This window comes from Acidiluteibacter sp., assembly GCF_055129545.1.
In genome coordinates, this window is sequence record NZ_JBSRUB010000027.1 from 64,907 (window position 1) to 83,855 (window position 18,949).

Consider the following 18,949-nt stretch of genomic DNA (forward strand, 5'->3'; position numbering starts at 1 on the left):
TACCCTACTGATGGTATTATTAGGACAGTAAAAAGTCATTCGTGAAATTCTATAAATATATATTCGAATATTCCTTCAAACATGATATGAGTATGATATTTCTTTCATATTTTTATTCTTACTAATTGAATTTAAATATGATAAAGTCAGACGCCCCCATTTCTAATCTAAAAGAAGATGAATTTCAGAGGGACTCCTTTGCAAAACAGATTTCAGACTTAATAATAAACAGAGAATCGAATGATTCCTTTGTTATTGGTATTTATGGAAAGTGGGGCGAAGGAAAATCTTCTACAATAAACCTTATTAAAAACAAATTAGAGCAAGAAAAAGACAAAACAATTATTCTCCCTTTCAATCCTTGGATGTTCTCAAATGAAGGTGATTTATTAACTGTTTTTTTCAAGACAATCATTAATTTATTTAAGAATACACCTATTTCAATAAAGAATAAACTTGGCAAAAAGCTCGATCAATACTCTGATATTATTGGTGGTGCAGCGCTTACTTTATTTTCAATTCCTGGAATATCAAATATAACTTCCAAAGTAGGTAAGTATTTATCTCAAAAGTCTCTAGATGAAAGAAAAATAGAAATAAATGAAGCGTTATCAACTTTCGATAAAAAAGTTGTCGTAATTCTCGATGACATTGATAGATTATCACCAAACGAGATAATTGCAGTCTTCAAATTAATAAAGTTAACTGGAGACTTTAAAAATTTCATTTACATTGTGGCGTTTGACAATATTTTAGTTGGAAAGTTAATAAGCAAACATTTTGAAGGTGAGGGAGATGGTTATTTAGAGAAAATTATTCAACTACCATTAAAATTACCCAAAGCTCCGAAGCACCTAATTCTTAAACAACTAACAAATAGTATTGACGAAATACTCAAAACAAACAAGGTTGTTTTAAGCAATGATGAACGATATAGACTAGACTCAGCTTTAACAATGTTCATTGCCCCATGTATTGATACACCAAGAATAGAAATTAGATATATAAATTCTTTAAACTTCACGATTCCTCTGCTATTAAATGAAGTGAATGTCATAGACCTAATATTAATAGAGTGGATAAAAGTTTACTATCCTGAATGGTACACTTTTATTAGAGATGAATCAAACTACTTCTTTTATAACAAGAAATCTAAAGATCTATTTCTTAGTAAGATAAAAATTAAAGAAGAGAATATTAAAAGTGAGATTGAAAACAAAATTAGTAATATCTGTGAAAGCTCAGAGTCTATGGAGATTTTGAAAAGGATTTCAATTGAATTATTTCCTCATTTGAAACAAACATTAGATACTAGCCTAAATTCGAATATTGACGCACAACAACTTATAAAAGAGCAGAGGATTAGTTCTCATGATTACTTTGAGAGGTACTTTACATATACAGTTATAAAAGGTCAAATTTCAGATGTAAAGTATAATTCATTCTTAAATGAAATGTTTAAAGATTATGGCATTTCTGATAAGAAAAAATTAACTGAATTTATTGATAATACGGAGATTGAAAACTTGACTTTTAAACTCCAAATATCTTTTAAGGATATCAATCTAGAATCTATCAAACCATTTGTTCTAAACTTGGCTTACTTATCTGATAGATTTCCTTATCCAAAAGAAATATTTTCTCTTTATGGTCCGCTTCGAACAATTGGTACAATCATAACAGAGTTGATAAGAGAGTTAGATAAGTCCGATCGTTTAGAATTGGCACTTAAAATCTTTAAAGTTTCTAGCTCTTTAGAATTATCATGGGAATTATGGTATAATTTTCATCCTAAGATTTCAGAATCTTTTGTTAGTGAACTTTTCAATAAAATTGAATATGATGAAATTAGTAAAGTGCTATTTGAAGATACCAAATCAAAACTAGACTTTGAAAATGCTCTTAATTCATTCTATAGTAAATATTGTAAGGAATACTTTCAATTATGGGGCAAATACAATAATAAAGAGATAAATAAATTGACTCTAGACAGTATCAATCAAAATATCAATAATTTAGTCAAAATTATTAAAGTTTATGGCTCTACAGGACACAGTACAAGTCATACAGGACCATACACTAGCGAATTTACATCAACACAAATGAAAGAGTTATCAAAGATTATGGATACTAACAAGGTTTATCACTTATCAATAAAGCTTCATGGTCATAGAGATATTCCAGTAAGCTCTAATGACAGAGAACCACTTTCAGATGGCGATTTAATAGGCATATTCCAACAATATGAGAAAACAAAGATTTCAAAAAATAAGTTGTAAAAACCTTTAAATCCTTGCCTGATAGGTATACAAATCATAGTAACGCCCTTCAGATTGAATCAAAGTATCATGGTTTCCTCGTTCTGCAATTCGTCCATCTTCGATGACTAAAATTTGATCTGCTTTTTTGATGGTGCTCAGTCGGTGAGCAATCACGAAAGTAGTTCTTCCCTTCATCAATTCATTCAAACTTTTCTGAATCAATGCTTCACTTTCATTATCTAGGTTAGAAGTCGCTTCATCTAGAATAATAATCTTAGGATCAGCTAAAATCGCTCTAGCAATGGCAATTCGTTGACGCTGTCCACCTGAGAGCTTTACTCCTCTTTCGCCGATTAAGGTATCCAACCCATCATCAAAACGATCAGTAAATTCATTCACATATGCTGCATTTACGGCATTGGTCAATTGCTCTTCAGTGGCATTTGGTCGAGGAAATAAAATATTCTCTCGTATAGTACCTTCAAATAAAAACTCATCCTGCAATACTACTCCTAAATTTCTTCGGTAATGGTTCAACTTTACTTTAGACAAGTCCTTTCCATCGATGGTAATCATTCCTGATTTTGGATTTAAGAAAGTAGCAGATAATCCGGCAATAGTTGATTTTCCAGACCCCGAACTACCAACCAATGCGGTAACCGTTCCTGAAGCTGCTTCGAAGCTAATGTTATGAATGACTTCCTTGCCCTTTTCATAAGCAAAAGATACATCGTTAAACACAATGTTTCCGATCATGTTTGGAAGTTCCTCCGTTCGATTCCCTGTGTCTTCTTCGGCTTCCATGTTCATCAACTCTTCTGTTCTGTCTAATCCCGCCATAGCTTCAGTCAATTGACTTCCGATATTACTCATCTGAACAATCGGGGCAATCATAAATCCCAACAAGAGTGTAAATGACAAGAAGTCTCCAACAGTCAATTCTCCAACCATAATTTTATACCCACCGATTCCCATGATTCCTGTAGAGGCCAATCCCAAAAGAAAAGTAGACGAACTTGTCATGGCTGCAGTAGCAGTCAAACTTCGTTTTACATTGTTGAACAATCGCTCTACGCCTTCTTCAAATGTTTTATTTTCTTGCTCTTCCGCATTGAATGCTTTAATAACTCGAACTCCGGCTAATGATTCGGTTAAACGTCCAGTTACTTCAGCATTGATCACTCCACGTGTTCTAAAAATCGGTCGAATGTATTTAAAAGCTTTCAAAGCCACCACGCCAAATACGGCAACAGGAGCCAACACAAATATGGTCATTGATGGACTAATTGTCAAAAGCAAGACTAATGAAATAACTGCGGTTAACGTACCTCCAACCATTTGGACCAATCCGGTTCCGATTAGATTTCGAACACCTTCAACATCCGTCATAATTCTAGAGACCAACACACCAGACTTTGTATTGTCAAAAAAGCTAATTGGCAACGAAAGCACTTTCTTCTGTACCTTCGCTCGTAATTCAGAAATCAGATACTGCGCTTGTACACTTAATATTTTGGTCAGTAAAAATGAAGTAACGGCTTGAACCAAAATGGCAATTCCAACAATCAGCAATAAACTGTATAATTGATCATAGTCCTTATTCGGAATCACATCATCCAACAATGCCTTTGTTTTCCAGGGCAATACTAAACTTGCCAATCGACTCAAAACAATTAGAAATAAACCTACAAAAACCAACTTTCTGCGCGGCCAAATAATGGTTTTAAAAGCTTGCATCATGGTCACCTTGGTGTGCTTGGCAGGTTCTCCTCCTTCAGCTTTTGAGTTGAATCGTTTCTTAGGTGTTTTCTCTTGAAATCGTTGTAAATTCTTCATGGTTGGTTTTGAATAGTCAAAGTTAAGAAGAGAACATCGTTTTCGGTTTTCTAAGTTCAAATTAATCCATAAATATCAGTTGAATCCCGTATTGTAATCTCATTAGAGTAGATCGTATTTTGCTCTCTATAATAAACCCATTAAACATGAAAATTAGATTCTGTACAATTGCATTCACCCTTTTATTTTCTTCTGCATTTTCTTTAAGTTCTCAAACGATTAGCGATTTTGGTTGGTTTGGAGATGACTATGAAGATCAATTGTTTTTAGGTTTGGGTTATAATCGAATTCAAATATCTAATAATGAAGCACCTAATTCCGACAATCACAAATTAAGTGGAGGGACCTTAAGATTAGATTTGGTAAAAACAAATTTTGAAAAAGGAGAAGTCAGATTTAATTATACTAACAAATTAGCTGGCGACTTAATTCTTTATGCTACTCAGATATTCAAAGAAGAGAACAGTGTGTATCAAAAGGAACAGAGCTTTTTAAGTACCGGACTGCTTGGTTGGTTTTCTACCACTTGGAACATCAATGAACCAGAAAAATATCAAGTATCTTTAGGTATTCACTTTGGCGATTATTTTTTGACATCCGCTTACCCTGAAAACATTACACAAGCATTTAACAACCCTAGTAATTCAATAGTACAAGAACCAAATGGCAATTATTATGGATTTGGTCCCACCGCTATTGTGGATTATATGTTAACAAAACATTTTATGTTGGAATACAAGGGACATTTAACTATTCCATTTTATAGATTGGAATCCGAGAATTTAGTGACCACCGGAGACTATAAAAATCCCTACTTTTTAAATAACACTTTAGAAGTCATTTCTTCAAAAGGATTTTATGGAGGAATGGAATTGACCAATATCATCAATCGGGGAAATCTTCCTAATAATACGAAGCGTTTCGAGCTCTACTTGGGTTTTCGAATCAGACTATAAATTCCAAAACCTTTGTTTTCTCTTTAAAAAATCCTAAGGATACTTTTTACAAGCTATTTAATCGTAATATTGCAATGTAATATTATAACGATGGGTATAACAAAGTCAACACTTTTTACGGAGGAACAAAACACACTTGCTACTTTGGCGAAAGTCTTAGGACATCCGGCAAGAATTGCAATTATTGAGCATTTGTTAGCTGCGAATGCATGCATCAATAGCGACTTAGTTCAAGAATTGGGATTGGCACAAGCTACGATAAGTCAACACCTAAAAGAGCTCAAACAGATTGGAATTATTAAAGGAACAGTTGAAGGCGTTTCCATGAGTTACTGCATCAACCCAGAAAAGTGGGCCCAATTAAAAACCCTTTTCAATCACTTATTTGATCAATATCAACCAACTAATAATTGTTGTTAATAACAGAAATTATGAAAATTTCAGAAATTAAAAGTCATTTAACCAATAGCAATCAAATTGCTTTTCAATTGCCAAATGGAGAATTAGTGCCAGCTCATTTTCATGTAACAGAAGTAGGAGTTGTTTCTAAGCACTTCATCGATTGTGGTGGAACTGTTCGAAAAGAAGAAAAAGCCAACTTTCAATTGTGGGAAGCCAACGACTATGACCACCGCTTACATCCAGAAAAGCTAACCAACATCATAGCCCTTTCTGAGAAAGTGCTAGAAATGGGCGATTTAGAAATTGAAGTAGAATACCAAGGTGACACCATTGGAAAGTACGACTTGGACTATGATGGGAACCACTTTTTATTAGTTTCCAAAACCACTGACTGTTTAGCAAAGGACAAATGTGGAATTCCTGAACAAAAGCCGAAAGTAAAATTGAGCGAATTAAATAAGGAATCAGCTAACGCCTGCACTCCTGGCGGTGGTTGCTGCTAAAATAACAATCAAAATGACCACACTCATTTCTCAAGAACGAAAGGAAGTTTTACTTCCTTTCGTTCATTATTTAGTCGCCCAAATCAACTCTAACAATCCGTTGAATTTGATTTTCATCTGCACCCACAACTCCAGAAGAAGCCAATTGGCGCAAGTGTGGGCGAAACACTATGCAGAGAAATTTAAGATCTCCATCAACAGTTTTTCTGGTGGTACAGAAGTAACTACCTGCAATGAAAGAACCATTGCTAGTCTGAAGAGAAGCGGATTTGAAATCATTCAAAAAGACAAATCAAACAATCCAAATTACAAGGTAACTATTGGTACAGAAAAAATGGTGCTTTACTCCAAACTTTACAATGACGCTGCCAATCCTACAAAAGACTTTGCAGCGATAATGACTTGTTCGCATGCAGAGCAAAATTGCCCTTTCATACCTGGAGCTAGTATACGACTTTCCATTCCTTATGATGATCCAAAAGAGTTTGACGATACAGATATGGAAGCAGCAAAATACGACGAGCGAAGCCAACAAATAGCGCAAGAAATCGAATATGTATTTACTTCAGTAAATGAAATTATAAAATGAAAAAGCTCAACTTTATTGACAAAAACCTAACGTGGTGGATCTTTCTAGCCATGCTAATTGGTGTTGCCTTTGGCTATTTTTATCCAAAATCGGCTGATTTCATCAACTCGTTTAGTTCTGGCTCTACCAATATTCCAATCGCAATTGGATTGATTTTAATGATGTATCCACCGTTGGCGAAAGTCAACTATGCGCTATTGCCCAAAGTTTTTCAAAATGTGAAAGTCCTTTCGGTTTCACTAATTCTCAATTGGGTCATTGGCCCAATTTTGATGTTTGCTTTAGCCTTAATTTTCTTGCAAGATCACCCCGGCTATATGGTTGGATTGATTTTAATTGGATTAGCTCGTTGTATTGCCATGGTTCTAGTTTGGAATGATTTGGCAGAAGGAAGCCCCGAATATGGAGCTGGATTGGTCGCTTTGAACAGTATTTTTCAAGTGTTTGCCTATTCATTTTACGCATGGTTATTTATCACCGTACTTCCTCCCTATTTCGGATTTGAAGGCGCTTTAGTTGACATCTCCATTTCTACCATTGCTGAGAGCGTTGCGATCTATCTAGGTCTTCCATTTCTGATGGGACTGTTGAGTCGAATTATATTGGTGAAATTAAAAGGTGAAGAATGGTATACTGACCGATTCATTCCGTTTATTTCTCCATTGACGTTGATTGCCTTATTGTTCACAATTATTGTCATGTTTTCATTGAAGGGAGAATTGATCGTCCAAATTCCTTTTGATGTATTATTGATCGCTGTTCCATTAGTTATTTACTTCATCATCATGTTCTTGATTGGATTCTTCATGAGCAGAGCAACAGGTGCAACCTACGATAAGAATGCTGCCATTGCATTTACAGCAGCGGGCAACAATTTTGAATTGGCCATTGCAGTTGCGATCGCCGTTTTCGGACTGAATTCCGATCAAGCTTTTGTTGGTGTAATAGGACCGTTAGTAGAAGTTCCTGCTTTGATACTGTTGGTTAGAGTAGCGTTTTGGTTGCGAAAGAAGTATTATTAAGTATCCATAAATTCAGCAATAAACCTCCTACTAACCAACTGATTGGAATAAATTCAGAAACTTTCAACTAACAAATTAGTTTTATAACTAAACTTTTAGTTATATTTGTTTCATGAAGGAATTAACAAAAGCAGAAGAAGAAGTAATGCAAGTGCTTTGGAGCTTAGAAAAAGCATTTGTAAAAGAAGTCTTAGCAGAGTTTAAAGATCCGAAACCTGCATACAATACTGTTTCAACGATCATTAGAATCCTAGAAAAAAAAGGATTTGTTGGCTATGAAGCATTTGGTAAAACGCACCAATACTTCCCTTTAATTAGTCGGGAGGAATACAAAACAACTATTTCAAAAAGTTTATTGTCCAATTATTTTGAGGGTTCCCTTGAAAACTTAGTTTCCTTTTTTGCCAAAAAAGAGGAAATTGATATCAATGAGTTAGATGAAATTTTAACCAATCTAAAAAAGAATAAGAAATGAGTCCATTTTTTAGCTACATCCTCTCTGTAAATGGTTACGTTATCCTACTCTTGTTAGGTTATCGCATCCTCATTCAAAAGAACAATCCCTTCCATTTTAATAGAGCTTATTTACTGTTCACTCCTATTCTATCACTTGTATTGCCATTAATTGAAATTTCTATTGCAACCTTTGAGGTTGACACGAGTCAATTATATGGAATTCTTTTACCAGAGATTAAAATTGAAAATAGTTCTGCTCCGATTTGGTCAATTGAAAAATGGGGGCTCATACTCTACTCAGCCGGATTGCTATTCGGATTCATCAAATTGATCGTCTCATTCTTCCATATCAAACGTATTCAGCAAAGAAGCGTATTCAATGGTCAGTTTTATGAATTAGAAGGAACAATAGAAGCATTTAGCTTTTTGAGTAACATCTACATTGGGAATTTATTAACCAAGCGAGATCAAAACATTGCCTACCAACATGAGCTAGTCCATGTCCATAAACACCACTCCATTGATTTAATAGTTAGCCGATTGTTTCTGCTATTCTGTTGGTTTAACCCATTCGCATATAAACTCCCTTTGCTATTAAAAGAGCAACACGAATACGAGGCAGATCATATTAGTTGCAACGATCCAGAGGGATATATTGAGCTACTTTTAAAACAAAAATTTGAAATTTCAAGCCTTCCATTGGGGCACCATTTTAACGCAAATACTAACTTAAAATCACGAATTATGAGAATTCAAGAACAAACCAAACCATCTCTTTCGATTAAAGCTATTGGCGCACTTTCGGTATTCATTGCAATAGGCTTCATCGGGATCCAATCTTTACAAGCTACACCTCCTTCAATTATTTCAGTTGAAACATCTTCTATTACTGCAGAATCAGATTCAGTTTACATGGTAGTGGATCAGATGCCAGAATTTCCAGGAGGACAAAAAGCAATGATGCAGTTTATTGCTGAAAATACAGTTTATCCTGCTGAAGCGAAAAAAGACAAAATAAAAGGTCGTGTTTTTGTAAGCTTCGTTGTTGGTTTAGAAGGACAAGTTGAAAACGTTACCGTAATTAAAGGCAGCCATCCACTATTAGACCAAGCAGGGCTAGATGTAATAAATAAGCTACCTGATTTTGAAAAACCGGGAATGCAAGATGGCAAAGTGGTAAAGGTTCAATACAATGTGCCGATTAATTTTTCGCTTTGATTAGAACGATCTCCAAGGGTTAAACTCAAAACTCTACGATTTTCCAAACCTTGGAGGTTTGGGATAAATAGCTTAATTTGAACCAATGGAAGCAGAAAAGTTTTATCATATCTATAACAGAACCAACAATAAGGAATTGTTATTTAAGGATGAAGAAAACTATAGATACTTTTTGAGCCTATTCCAAAAGTATATTTGTCCAATTGCCCAAGTGCACGCTTATTGTCTTATCCAGAATCATTTTCATTTTGTTTTACAAATAAAATCGGAAGAAGAACTGATTGAATTTTTCAAGGATAAAATTGAGCGACTAAAAATTAAAAAAGATGTTCAATCTGATCTTCAGGGCTTTCAAAATCTTGGAGGTGAGATGAGCAAAAAGCTAATTTCTCAACAATTTAGCAATCTCTTTAATGCTTACTCCAAAGAGATAAATAAACGCTACAAAAGGAATGGTAGTCTCTTTTCTCAAAATTTTAAGCGTAAAGAAATCTCCTCCAACAAATATTTGACTCAAGTAATAGTATATGTTCATTTAAATCCTGAAAGCCATAGGATCGTTGGTGATTTCAAGGAATACGCTCATTCATCTTATCACAGCATATTATCAAGTAAGGAGACACTAATAAGTAAGGATGACGTTATAGATTTATTTGATGATGAGGCTAATTTTATAGCAGTACATAATCATCGCGCTTTAGACGAAAAAGCTATCTCTGGGATTGTAGATATAGATGAGTAAAGACCTCCAAGGTTTTAAAGCCCCGCTCTAGACCTCCAAGGTTTTCAAAACCTTGGAGGTCTACGTCTACGGTTTAACTAATCGCCTTTCTAATCTTGATCAGCTTCTCCAACATCGTTTCTAAATTATCCAAGTGCAACATATTCGCTCCATCAGATTTTGCTTCGGCTGGGTTGTGGTGAGTTTCTAAAAACAACCCATCTGCTCCAACTGCGATTCCAGCTTTCGCTATGGTCGTAATCAATTCAGGCTTCCCTCCTGTTACTCCACTCGTTTGGTTCGGTTGCTGCAAACTGTGCGTAATGTCTAAAATCACAGGGACATCGAATGCTTGCATCGTAGGAATACCTCTAAAATCTACAATCATGTCTTGGTAACCAAACATGGTTCCTCGGTCAGTGATCCACACCTTATCGTTTCCTGATTCTTTTACCTTATTGACTGCAAAAATCATCGATTCAGGAGCTAAAAACTGTCCTTTTTTGATGTTAATCACTTTCCCAGTTTTTGCTGCAGCCACCAACAAATCCGTTTGACGACATAAAAAAGCAGGAATTTGCAATACATCTACATATTGGGCAGCCATTGTAGCTTCATCTGCGGCATGGATGTCGGTTACCACCGGCACATCAAACTTTTGCCCTACTTTTTGTAGAATTTTTAACGCCTTTTCATCGCCAATTCCAGTAAAACTGTCTAATCGTGAACGGTTCGCTTTTCGGTAAGATCCCTTGAAGATAAACGGGATTTCCAATCGATTGGTTATCTCAAAAATTCGTTCAGCAATATTCATCGCCATTTCCTCTCCTTCTATGGCACAAGGTCCCGCCATCAAAAAGAAATTACCGCTATTTGTATGTTTTATATTTTTTAAATAATCTATCATTTTGTTCTATTTTATGCTGCAAAAGTACACCTTTCGATTTACAATTTTTTAATACTAAAATCATTGCATTTAGGCTGAAAAATAGAATAACTTTGCGGCATGGCACCAAAAACTAAACTCCCATTTATTGTAAAAGTACTGCGATTTTATTTCAGTACACTAGGAAAATTAACCCCATCCCTTTCAAACAAACTTTTAATCCGACTTTTCTCCACTCCCCAAACAAAAAAAGTAAGGCAGCGAGAAACAGTGGTTCTCAAAGGAGCATTGCATAAAAAAATACAATTAGAAGGTTATGACATTCAAATCTATGAATGGGGACAAGGTGACAAAATTGCCTACCTCCTTCACGGATGGGAAGGAAATGGTGGGAGCATGGGCGCTTTCGTTAGTTCGCTGTCGCAAATGGGATACAAAATCATTACGTTCGATGGCCCCGCTCACGGAAAAAGTAGCGGCAAAACCTCGAATATGATGTTATTCGCAAAAATATTTAATGGGATTGTACAAGCCTATGGGAACGCTGAAATCATCATCGCTCACTCCTTTGGGACAAGTGTGGCTTTGTATAGTGCAGTCGAATATGGCATTCAGCCAAAAGCTGTTGCCCTTTTGAGTGGAACCAATAAAATTGAAGATATATTTCATGAATTTTCTAGTATAATGCAATTGAATAAAGAGCAGGAAGCTCGTTTATTTGACTACATTAAAATCTATTATGGCATCGACGCTAAAGATTTAGTGATGAATGAATACGCCAAAAAATCCGGCATAAAAAACGCCTTATTGATTCACGATAAAAACGACCAAGTAATTCCCTATAACAATACAGAGGCCATTGCCAAAAACTGGGAAGGCGCAGAAGTCTTGCAAGTTGAAAATACTGGGCACTACAAGATGTTGTGGGCGCCCGTTGTCGTAAATGCGACGATTGACTTTTTCAAGCGATTGGAGGCTTCTAATTAACATCGATTAACGCTCCCTTTTGATTAAATTCAATAGTTTTACGATTCTTTTTTAAGCAATCAGAATTGTAACCATTATGAATTATCGTTCCCTAGTATCATTTTCTACTTTATTGATTATAATTGGATTTAGCAGCTTTGCGCAATCCAATACTTACTCCTCCTCTAAAATTCAGTTGGAACTAAAAAAACTGAACTTTTTGGGTAATGCCTTGTATTTGGCTGCTCATCCTGATGATGAAAACACCCGTTTGATCACTTGGTTGGACAATGAAAAATTGGCTAGAACTGCTTATTTATCACTGACTAGAGGCGATGGTGGACAAAACTTAGTAGGAACCGAGAAAGGTGCCGCCATGGGTTTGTTGAGAACTCAAGAATTGATCGAAGCTCGAAAAATTGACGGTGGAGAGCAGTTTTTTAGTCGTGCGGTAGATTTTGGGTATTCTAAAACAGCCAAAGAAACGTTTGAAATTTGGGAAAAAGATAAAATTTTAGCGGACGCCGTTTGGGTGATCAGAAAATTCAAACCAGATGTAATTGTAACTCGATTTCCACCTGACGAAAGAGCAGGTCACGGACATCACACCGCTTCTGCTATGATTGCTATTGAAGCATTCAAATTAGCTGCCGACGAAAATGCCTATCCAGAACAACTAAAGTTGGTAGACACTTGGCAAGTAAAACGTTTGTACTGGAATGCTTCCAATTGGTGGAACAAAGGAATCGCAGAAGAAGCAGCAAAAGATGACAAATACTATGTAGTTGATGCCGGTGGTTATAGCCCATTATTGGGAGAATCCAACGGAGAGATTGCCGCAAAAAGTAGAAGTTCGCATAGAAGTCAAGGTTTTGGAGCAGCGATGCAGCGGGGCGAGAACTTAGAATATTTATATTATTTAGAAGGAGAAAAAGCGACTACCGATTTATTTGATGGCGTAAATACTTCTTGGAAATCCATTAAAGGTGGTGATCAGATTCAAGCTCAAATTGATGCCGTTATTGCGAATTTCAAACCCAACCAACCTCAGCAATCAATTGCTGGATTAGTAAAATTGTACAATACCATCAAAGCGAATAAAAACCTAACGCCTCACGCCACTCAGAAATTGGCAGACATTCAGTACATCATCAAAACATGTTCAGGCGTTTTTGTAGAAGCACTAGCCGCAGATTTTAGCGGAACTGCAGGAAGTGACGTGAAGGTTTCTGCACAGTTGATCAACAGAAACGGCACGGCTGTCAAAGCCACTTTTTCAAATATAGATGGTGAAATTGAATTGCCTAAAAATCAATTGATCGAAAAGGATTTTACCATTAATGCACCTGCAGAAATTTCTCAGCCATATTGGTTGACTTCTCCTTACTTTGGAGTCTTTGGAGTGGATCAGCAAGAATTGATTGGATTGCCTGAAAGTCCTGCTGCAGTAAATTTAGATTATCAATTGACTTTTGAAGGAACCACCTTCACTTACTCCACTCCCCTACTTTACAAATGGACAGACCGAGTGGAAGGCGAAATCTACCGACGATTTATTGTTACCCCAAACGTGACGGGTGAATTCAGCAGCAGTGTTTTATTGTTTGCCGATGAGCAACCAAAAGAGGTGAGCTTAATCATTAAAGCACATGAAAACAATGCCACAGGAAAAGCCTCTTTAATGATTCCTGAAGGCTGGAAAACAACAGCTTTTCAATTTGATTACAGCATTGCCGAGAAAGGACAAAAGCAAGTCTTTAAGTTCACCGTTACTCCTCCAAAAGGTGGAAGTGTAGGCGATCTTTCAATCAAATTATCAGATGGTTCAGAAATGAAATCCGAACAATTGATTAAATACAACCACATTGAATACCAAACGCTTTTTGATCCTTTGGTTGCAAAAGTGGTAAAAGTTGACTTTAAGCGAGCGGGGAATCGAATCGGATACATCATGGGAAGTGGCGATGAAGTACCAAACAATTTGAAAGAAGTTGGATATACTGTGGAGCTGATCGAAGCTGATAATTTAAATGCGGTCGACTTATCGGTTTACGATGCGATAATTATTGGAATTAGAGCCTACAACACCACTGAATCGTTGAAAAATGGCAATCTATTTTTGAATGATTATGTGAAAAATGGTGGAAATGTAATCGTGCAATACAATACCAATAGAGGTTTGGTTACTGAAGACATTGGGCCGTATAAATTTCAAATTTCTCGTGAGCGTGTGACGAAAGAAGAAGCTGAAGTAACTTTTATCAATCCTAAGGCGGATGTGCTTAACTTTCCAAATAAACTGACCAAAGCCGATTTTGACGGTTGGGTGCAAGAAAGAGGGTTGTATTTTGCAGATGAATGGGACGAGCACTTCACTCCTATTCTATCTTGGAATGATCCTGACGAGAAAGCACTTGAAGGTGGATTAATCGTTGCGAAATATGGCGAAGGTCATTTTGTATATACTGGAATCTCGTTCTTCAGACAGTTGCCTGCAGCAGTGCCTGGCGCTTACCGTTTGATGTCGAATATTATTGGATTAGGAAAAAAGTAAACCATGGAAAAACAACCAGAGATTTTAGAAGAAGGCCCTCCATTTTTCAGTAGTTGGAATAAGTTGTATGTGTTTATTATTTGCTTCCAATTGGCATTGATTGCGTTTTTTACGTGGATGACTTTGAGCTATGCTTAAATCTAGTAATGGGGTAATGGATCTATTTAACAATTCATTTGCATAACCCCTCGAATAATAAAAAATAAACCAAATGATCATTTTATTTGTCATCCAGAGCTTTTTGTCGAAGGATTGACAAATAATTCCACTATTCTCCTTTCTTTTTAAAATATGGATGATAACAAGCTGATAGTTTTACAATTTCATCCCAATTCTCTTCAATTAAAGCCTGCTTTTTCTTCCTGCTCCAACCTTTTATTTTCTTCTCAAAAGCTATGGCTTGATCAATATACCTGAATTCGCAGTAATACTTCATCTCTACTGGAAGCCTCGACGCAGTATAAGACTCACTATTAATTCCTGATGAATGTTGAGCAAGTCTTAATTCTAAGTCATTTGTTAGACCCACATAAAAAGAATCGTCACTACATTTTAGAATATAAACGTAAAACTTGAATTCTCTTCTCATTTGCGAATTTAGTATTAAGCGAAAATATCTGTTTAAAATCTCCTTTGCCTACCCTTCGACAAAAAGCTCTGGGTGACAAAGGCATTAGTGTAATTGATAAAACTAATTTAAGAGTTTAAGTTTTAACTAAAATCAATTTTTCTCAACAAACGAAAAGTCTATCTTAATTTATTAGGCTGAGCTTTACCAAGTATATACTGAGCCACGTCGAATTGAAGTATTAGACAAATAAGGCCCCAAAAGCCAGAAATATTATTCTTAAGTTTTCAATCTCACACCCCAAACAAAACGACAATCCCAAGAACAGCAACCAGCAATAAATACAAATACTTATTGCCAAAATTAAGTGTCCAACCCATAAGTGGTTGATATTTTGGAACCATCAATCTAGGGTCTGATGCATTGACATAAAATGGACCTTTCCAATTTTTAGGATCTTGATGGGTGCGTTCTCGCATTTCTTTTTTGATGTCTTTGCTCATAGCTCTAATAGTCTTGAATTAACACATCTGTTGGAATGTGAAGTGTGGTGTTTAGCTTTCGAATCATATCTATCGTTAGCTTTCTTTTTTTATTCAAAATTTCACTAACTCTGCTTTTAAAACCAACAATTTCAGCTAAATCCTTTTGCTTCATTCCCATTTGTTCCATTCTAAATTTTATAGCCTCTATTGGATCTGGAAGATCAATTGGATAAGTCTCGTTTTCATATTTGTCGATTAAGATTGATAAAATTTCTAATTCATCTCCCTCATCTGAACCTTTCTTAGAATCAAAAATAACCTCTAATCGCTCCAATGCCTCTTGATAATCCTGTTCGTTTCTAATTGGTGTAATTTTCATCTTAAATTTCGTTGGCGTTAATTTTGTCATATTCTGCATGAGTCCCAATAAATCTTATCCAAGATATTTGAAACTCAAAATTGAACTTCACAATTAGGCGATAATTATTTCCTTTGATATTGAATACAATTCTGTTGTCTTTTAAAATACTAGCTGTTGGATATTCATATTTCAAATCGTTAATATTCTTCCATTCTGCTTTTTTAGTTTCCCTAAACCATGCTTTTAATTGTTGTTCACTATCAGCATGTTTTAGCCAGAATTCTCTCAGAATTTTCTTGGAAATTATCCTCACGTGAAATTAATTTACTACAAATATAATAAAAGTTACCGAATTGGGAATTCATTAAACAACTCCCTCTACTCACAATACGTCTTTATCGCTTCGTCAATATCTTGCCAGTAGATTTCATGAAAATACTCCACATAATTATCGGAACTTTTACTGCCTTTTGCCATAAGTTCTTTGGCTTTTATCAAGTGATTGCAAGCGCTACTTTTTTCTCCCATTTCGGCTAGAAGAACACCTTTAAAATAAAATGCTTCCGTACACGAAGCAGCATAGTATATAGCTTTGTCATAAGCCATAATTGCTTCATCATTTTGGTTAAGATGCGCTAAACACCTCCCCTTTTGCACGAAAGTGTAAACATCTACAAAGTCTTCTCCATGCGTACTTCCTAAATTAGAAATGTAAAGATTGAACTCTGCCAACGCCTTCTCATACTGTTGCAATTGAAAATGCGCTAACCCTTTCAAATAGTGAATGTCTTCTCCCATCGGGGCATCATCAAAATCGGGCGTATACGCGTCATGTAGTTCAAGAATTTCTAACGCTTTTTCATAATCTCGGTAGTAATATAGCAGCAACCACCCGTAATATCGAGAGACCGTTTCAGGGTCTAATTTCATGGCTTCTTCCAATAGTTCTATCGCTTGTCGATAGTTACCGTTTTTAGTATTCTGAACTGAAAGCCCTCTTAACTGATCTCCGGTAATGGAATCCATTTTAGAAATCCCAAATTGAATCAATTCATTTCCCACTTCATTCCTTCCATAATAAATAGCACGATATCCTAAATTGGCGAGTGCAGAACCATCGTTTCTTGGAAAACTATCGACATAAGAAAGTATTGTATCCAAGTAGTCTTTTGTTTCTTGACTTAGGATTTCAGTATCTTTTACCTCTTGACTTTTACAACCAAAAATCAAACTCATTAATAAGGCTGTAATTAGTATTGAATTTCTCATGGCCGTTTATTTAGGTAAGATTTCAGTGAGTACTCCTTTGACTATTCTAAACGAATAAAATTTATGACTGTTGACAATCAAACCTGCTTCATCCTTTCCTAAATTCCAATCTTTTAACTCTTTGGTTTTCTTCATAAAATAATCAGTAATGGAGGCATCCATCTCTGTTAATTTATAATTCAAATCACACTGCTGCAATCGATAATCGCCAACTTCGCCTTTGCAATTGATCTTAAATTGAATAGTAATCAATCCTGAATTAACTGCCAACTTTTTGAATCTCTCTTCTGGATAACCAGCCCTGAAATGCTTTTTAATGTCGTAAAAATTAAGTTTATTGGTGATGTCAGGGTGATAATACGGCATTGTTTTTACGCTATCGCACAGCTTAAATTGGTCTTGTGCTTTTGCCTTATTTTGAAAACAGAGTAGGGATAAAAAGGAAATGAATAACAATTGTTTCATGAACTAGCTTGATTAATTTGGAAACAAATAAAACCAACTAATTTAAAACTTATTGTGAATGAAGGTTAAACCATAATTTAACCGCAAAGTTTACAAAGATTTTCACAAAGGGCACTAAGACAATATTGATTCTAATTAACAATCTCACAAAAACCCATTGCTAAATTTTCTTATTGATAAATTACTTCATTAGTAAATTGTTACATTATAACTTTCCCTTGCGCTTTCGTCTCCACTTCAGGTAAAATATCACAATTGTCCCATATTCCTGTCAACAATGTTTTGGCATAAGAAGCAGGTAATCCTTTTTCGGTCATTAATTGATTCGCTAATACATGCTCGTAAGAGAAATGAAGATGTTCAACTTTTAACTCCTCTTCTTCTGAGGATAAAATGGCATACCATACATCAGTTTGACCATCATTTGCAGGCATTCCGATTACGCCTGGGTTAATCCACAACTTTCCGTCCTTTTCATCTTTGAAAGGCAATCCACAATGTCCGCCAATAATCACATCTGCATCTGTCAATTCAAATTCTTTTTGCTTCACTTCCCAAGGTGTAGATTTAAATACGAACTGAGAAACATTACTTTTTGAACCGTGCACAACTGCTACTTTTTTACCCGAAAAATCAAATTCTAAAAAGTCGGGCATTTGCTTTAACCAAGCTATCGATTCAGTGCTGACATTCTGCTGAGCATAAGGATACCACTGTCTTGAAAAAATATCGCATCGGGTTCCGTCTTCAAAATCACAACCACAATCTTCCTGTCCTTCTCTCAGCTGCTGTTCTACATTTCCTGTAATGGTATAGATTCCCCAATCTTTGATAAAATTCAAGCATTCCTCTGGCTGGGCACAATAACCCACAATGTCGCCGTTGCAAATAGTCCGATCAGGAGTAAATCCTTTTGATAAAGCGATTTCTTTCATCGATTCAAGTGCTTGCAAGTTGCTATACACTCCTCCGAACACTAAAATAGCGTTTCCTGAAATTGAAATGGATTGGGTTTTACTCATGCTTTTTTGAAAATAGAATTGGTAACATTTTTTTATATTCTAATTGACTTTAGTGTTTTTCTGTTTCTACTTTACTTTTTGGTGTATTTCGACAAAAGCTCAATAATCAAGCAAAAAGTAAAACAAAAAGCTCAGCCTTTAGAAAAATAAATGAAAATTCTAAACTAAAATTTAAATCACTGTTCTCCTACAAAAAATAAAAAATCCATTTTATTAATGTTAAATAGGGCTTACTTTTTTTGATTTACATTTTTCATTTTTTTGTCCGCCAAAAAAACGAAACAAAAAAAGCTCGTCCTTTGAATTTTTATTTCCTACAAATTTTATAAATCCTAAGTTCAGCCGGGTGATCTCCAATCACAGATTGGAGCTTCCCGGTTTCTCTAAGGATTCATTTTATTTTCCAAAA

General features: G+C 35.5%; 21 protein-coding genes. 12 read left to right on the forward strand and 9 right to left on the reverse strand.

The window, feature by feature from the left end:
• The first annotated feature begins 137 nt into the window (after nucleotides 1-137).
• On the forward strand, nucleotides 138-2,279 hold the full coding sequence (locus ACTB0X_RS14215; RefSeq protein WP_463025714.1) for a KAP family P-loop NTPase fold protein: 2,142 nt from the start codon (nucleotides 138-140) through the stop codon (nucleotides 2,277-2,279).
• A 6-nt stretch (nucleotides 2,280-2,285) separates the two neighbouring features.
• Here the strand turns inward: ACTB0X_RS14215 and ACTB0X_RS14220 are convergent, their stop codons facing one another.
• Nucleotides 2,286-4,001 (reverse strand): ABC transporter ATP-binding protein, encoded by a 1,716-nt coding sequence (locus ACTB0X_RS14220; RefSeq protein WP_463025799.1) that lies wholly within the window; start codon nucleotides 3,999-4,001, stop codon nucleotides 2,286-2,288.
• Between the two features lie 242 nt (nucleotides 4,002-4,243).
• Between ACTB0X_RS14220 and ACTB0X_RS14225 the strand changes: the two genes are divergently transcribed.
• The 8 genes from ACTB0X_RS14225 (at nucleotide 4,244) to ACTB0X_RS14260 (ending at nucleotide 9,985) form a co-directional block, all read left to right on the forward strand.
• A complete protein-coding gene (locus tag ACTB0X_RS14225; protein ID WP_463025715.1) occupies nucleotides 4,244-5,053 on the forward strand; it encodes a hypothetical protein in 810 nt (269 codons plus the stop codon).
• 90 nt (nucleotides 5,054-5,143) lie between these two features.
• Complete coding sequence (locus ACTB0X_RS14230; protein ID WP_463025716.1) at nucleotides 5,144-5,473, forward strand: ArsR/SmtB family transcription factor; 330 nt, start codon at nucleotides 5,144-5,146, stop codon at nucleotides 5,471-5,473.
• Nucleotides 5,474-5,484: 11 nt separating this feature from the next.
• Complete coding sequence (locus ACTB0X_RS14235) at nucleotides 5,485-5,958, forward strand: DUF6428 family protein (RefSeq protein ID WP_463025717.1); 474 nt, start codon at nucleotides 5,485-5,487, stop codon at nucleotides 5,956-5,958.
• A 13-nt stretch (nucleotides 5,959-5,971) separates the two neighbouring features.
• Entirely contained in the window at nucleotides 5,972-6,547 is a 576-nt protein-coding gene (locus ACTB0X_RS14240; RefSeq protein WP_463025718.1) for an arsenate reductase/protein-tyrosine-phosphatase family protein, read from the forward strand.
• Nucleotides 6,544-7,569, forward strand: coding sequence for an ACR3 family arsenite efflux transporter (arsB, locus tag ACTB0X_RS14245; RefSeq protein WP_463025719.1), 1,026 nt, complete (start codon nucleotides 6,544-6,546; stop codon nucleotides 7,567-7,569). The genes ACTB0X_RS14240 and arsB overlap by 4 nt, the downstream gene beginning before the upstream one ends.
• A 112-nt stretch (nucleotides 7,570-7,681) precedes the next feature.
• The gene (locus ACTB0X_RS14250; protein ID WP_463025720.1) at nucleotides 7,682-8,044 is read left to right on the forward strand and encodes a BlaI/MecI/CopY family transcriptional regulator; all 363 of its coding nucleotides are present in this window, start codon (nucleotides 7,682-7,684) and stop codon (nucleotides 8,042-8,044) included.
• Nucleotides 8,041-9,243 carry a TonB family protein gene (locus ACTB0X_RS14255; protein WP_463025721.1) on the forward strand — a complete coding sequence of 401 codons (1,203 nt, stop codon included), beginning with the start codon at nucleotides 8,041-8,043 and terminating at the stop codon, nucleotides 9,241-9,243. The genes ACTB0X_RS14250 and ACTB0X_RS14255 overlap by 4 nt, the downstream gene beginning before the upstream one ends.
• 85 nt (nucleotides 9,244-9,328) lie before the next feature.
• The gene (locus ACTB0X_RS14260; protein ID WP_463025722.1) at nucleotides 9,329-9,985 is read left to right on the forward strand and encodes a transposase; all 657 of its coding nucleotides are present in this window, start codon (nucleotides 9,329-9,331) and stop codon (nucleotides 9,983-9,985) included.
• Nucleotides 9,986-10,058: 73 nt separating this feature from the next.
• Here the strand turns inward: ACTB0X_RS14260 and kdsA are convergent, their stop codons facing one another.
• Nucleotides 10,059-10,871: a 3-deoxy-8-phosphooctulonate synthase gene (gene kdsA / locus ACTB0X_RS14265; RefSeq protein ID WP_463025723.1), complete on the reverse strand. Its 813-nt coding sequence runs from the start codon at nucleotides 10,869-10,871 to the stop codon at nucleotides 10,059-10,061.
• A 99-nt stretch (nucleotides 10,872-10,970) separates the two neighbouring features.
• Between kdsA and ACTB0X_RS14270 the strand changes: the two genes are divergently transcribed.
• The 3 genes from ACTB0X_RS14270 (at nucleotide 10,971) to ACTB0X_RS14280 (ending at nucleotide 14,508) form a co-directional block, all read left to right on the forward strand.
• The gene (locus ACTB0X_RS14270; protein ID WP_463025724.1) at nucleotides 10,971-11,837 is read left to right on the forward strand and encodes an alpha/beta fold hydrolase; all 867 of its coding nucleotides are present in this window, start codon (nucleotides 10,971-10,973) and stop codon (nucleotides 11,835-11,837) included.
• Nucleotides 11,838-11,913: 76 nt separating this feature from the next.
• Nucleotides 11,914-14,370 (forward strand): PIG-L family deacetylase, encoded by a 2,457-nt coding sequence (locus tag ACTB0X_RS14275; RefSeq protein WP_463025725.1) that lies wholly within the window; start codon nucleotides 11,914-11,916, stop codon nucleotides 14,368-14,370.
• Between the two features lie 3 nt (nucleotides 14,371-14,373).
• Entirely contained in the window at nucleotides 14,374-14,508 is a 135-nt protein-coding gene (locus ACTB0X_RS14280) for a hypothetical protein (protein ID WP_463025726.1), read from the forward strand.
• Between the two features lie 130 nt (nucleotides 14,509-14,638).
• On the opposite strand, the gene ACTB0X_RS14285 is transcribed toward ACTB0X_RS14280, so the two are convergent.
• The 7 genes from ACTB0X_RS14285 to ACTB0X_RS14315 all read right to left on the reverse strand — a co-directional run bounded on the left by ACTB0X_RS14285 (nucleotide 14,639) and on the right by ACTB0X_RS14315 (nucleotide 18,540).
• Nucleotides 14,639-14,959 carry a GIY-YIG nuclease family protein gene (locus ACTB0X_RS14285; RefSeq protein WP_463025727.1) on the reverse strand — a complete coding sequence of 107 codons (321 nt, stop codon included), beginning with the start codon at nucleotides 14,957-14,959 and terminating at the stop codon, nucleotides 14,639-14,641.
• A gap of 272 nt (nucleotides 14,960-15,231) precedes the next feature.
• Nucleotides 15,232-15,441 (reverse strand): DUF5808 domain-containing protein, encoded by a 210-nt coding sequence (locus ACTB0X_RS14290; protein ID WP_463025728.1) that lies wholly within the window; start codon nucleotides 15,439-15,441, stop codon nucleotides 15,232-15,234.
• A 4-nt stretch (nucleotides 15,442-15,445) separates the two neighbouring features.
• Entirely contained in the window at nucleotides 15,446-15,802 is a 357-nt protein-coding gene (locus tag ACTB0X_RS14295; protein WP_463025729.1) for a helix-turn-helix domain-containing protein, read from the reverse strand.
• A 1-nt stretch (nucleotide 15,803) separates the two neighbouring features.
• The gene (locus ACTB0X_RS14300; RefSeq protein ID WP_463025730.1) at nucleotides 15,804-16,097 is read right to left on the reverse strand and encodes a type II toxin-antitoxin system HigB family toxin; all 294 of its coding nucleotides are present in this window, start codon (nucleotides 16,095-16,097) and stop codon (nucleotides 15,804-15,806) included.
• Nucleotides 16,098-16,162: 65 nt separating this feature from the next.
• Complete coding sequence (locus ACTB0X_RS14305) at nucleotides 16,163-17,053, reverse strand: tetratricopeptide repeat protein (protein WP_463025731.1); 891 nt, start codon at nucleotides 17,051-17,053, stop codon at nucleotides 16,163-16,165.
• A 6-nt stretch (nucleotides 17,054-17,059) separates the two neighbouring features.
• Nucleotides 17,060-17,518: a hypothetical protein gene (locus ACTB0X_RS14310; protein WP_463025732.1), complete on the reverse strand. Its 459-nt coding sequence runs from the start codon at nucleotides 17,516-17,518 to the stop codon at nucleotides 17,060-17,062.
• A 200-nt stretch (nucleotides 17,519-17,718) separates the two neighbouring features.
• The gene (locus tag ACTB0X_RS14315; protein ID WP_463025733.1) at nucleotides 17,719-18,540 is read right to left on the reverse strand and encodes a metallophosphoesterase family protein; all 822 of its coding nucleotides are present in this window, start codon (nucleotides 18,538-18,540) and stop codon (nucleotides 17,719-17,721) included.
• Between the last annotated feature and the right edge of the window lie 409 nt (nucleotides 18,541-18,949).

Excerpts from the sequence above, each read along its gene's own strand:
- ACTB0X_RS14215 (WP_463025714.1), top strand. The coding sequence starts at position 138 with ATGATAAAGTCAGACGCCCCCATTTCTAATCTAAAAGAAGATGAATTT.
- ACTB0X_RS14220 (WP_463025799.1), bottom strand. The coding sequence starts at position 4,001 with ATGATGCAAGCTTTTAAAACCATTATTTGGCCGCGCAGAAAGTTGGTT.
- ACTB0X_RS14225 (WP_463025715.1), top strand. The coding sequence starts at position 4,244 with ATGAAAATTAGATTCTGTACAATTGCATTCACCCTTTTATTTTCTTCT.
- ACTB0X_RS14230 (WP_463025716.1), top strand. The coding sequence starts at position 5,144 with ATGGGTATAACAAAGTCAACACTTTTTACGGAGGAACAAAACACACTT.
- ACTB0X_RS14235 (WP_463025717.1), top strand. The coding sequence starts at position 5,485 with ATGAAAATTTCAGAAATTAAAAGTCATTTAACCAATAGCAATCAAATT.
- ACTB0X_RS14240 (WP_463025718.1), top strand. The coding sequence starts at position 5,972 with ATGACCACACTCATTTCTCAAGAACGAAAGGAAGTTTTACTTCCTTTC.
- arsB (WP_463025719.1), top strand. The coding sequence starts at position 6,544 with ATGAAAAAGCTCAACTTTATTGACAAAAACCTAACGTGGTGGATCTTT.
- ACTB0X_RS14250 (WP_463025720.1), top strand. The coding sequence starts at position 7,682 with ATGAAGGAATTAACAAAAGCAGAAGAAGAAGTAATGCAAGTGCTTTGG.
- ACTB0X_RS14255 (WP_463025721.1), top strand. The coding sequence starts at position 8,041 with ATGAGTCCATTTTTTAGCTACATCCTCTCTGTAAATGGTTACGTTATC.
- ACTB0X_RS14260 (WP_463025722.1), top strand. The coding sequence starts at position 9,329 with ATGGAAGCAGAAAAGTTTTATCATATCTATAACAGAACCAACAATAAG.
- kdsA (WP_463025723.1), bottom strand. The coding sequence starts at position 10,871 with ATGATAGATTATTTAAAAAATATAAAACATACAAATAGCGGTAATTTC.
- ACTB0X_RS14270 (WP_463025724.1), top strand. The coding sequence starts at position 10,971 with ATGGCACCAAAAACTAAACTCCCATTTATTGTAAAAGTACTGCGATTT.
- ACTB0X_RS14275 (WP_463025725.1), top strand. The coding sequence starts at position 11,914 with ATGAATTATCGTTCCCTAGTATCATTTTCTACTTTATTGATTATAATT.
- ACTB0X_RS14280 (WP_463025726.1), top strand. The coding sequence starts at position 14,374 with ATGGAAAAACAACCAGAGATTTTAGAAGAAGGCCCTCCATTTTTCAGT.
- ACTB0X_RS14285 (WP_463025727.1), bottom strand. The coding sequence starts at position 14,959 with ATGAGAAGAGAATTCAAGTTTTACGTTTATATTCTAAAATGTAGTGAC.
- ACTB0X_RS14290 (WP_463025728.1), bottom strand. The coding sequence starts at position 15,441 with ATGAGCAAAGACATCAAAAAAGAAATGCGAGAACGCACCCATCAAGAT.
- ACTB0X_RS14295 (WP_463025729.1), bottom strand. The coding sequence starts at position 15,802 with ATGAAAATTACACCAATTAGAAACGAACAGGATTATCAAGAGGCATTG.
- ACTB0X_RS14305 (WP_463025731.1), bottom strand. The coding sequence starts at position 17,053 with ATGAGAAATTCAATACTAATTACAGCCTTATTAATGAGTTTGATTTTT.
- ACTB0X_RS14310 (WP_463025732.1), bottom strand. The coding sequence starts at position 17,518 with ATGAAACAATTGTTATTCATTTCCTTTTTATCCCTACTCTGTTTTCAA.
- ACTB0X_RS14315 (WP_463025733.1), bottom strand. The coding sequence starts at position 18,540 with ATGAGTAAAACCCAATCCATTTCAATTTCAGGAAACGCTATTTTAGTG.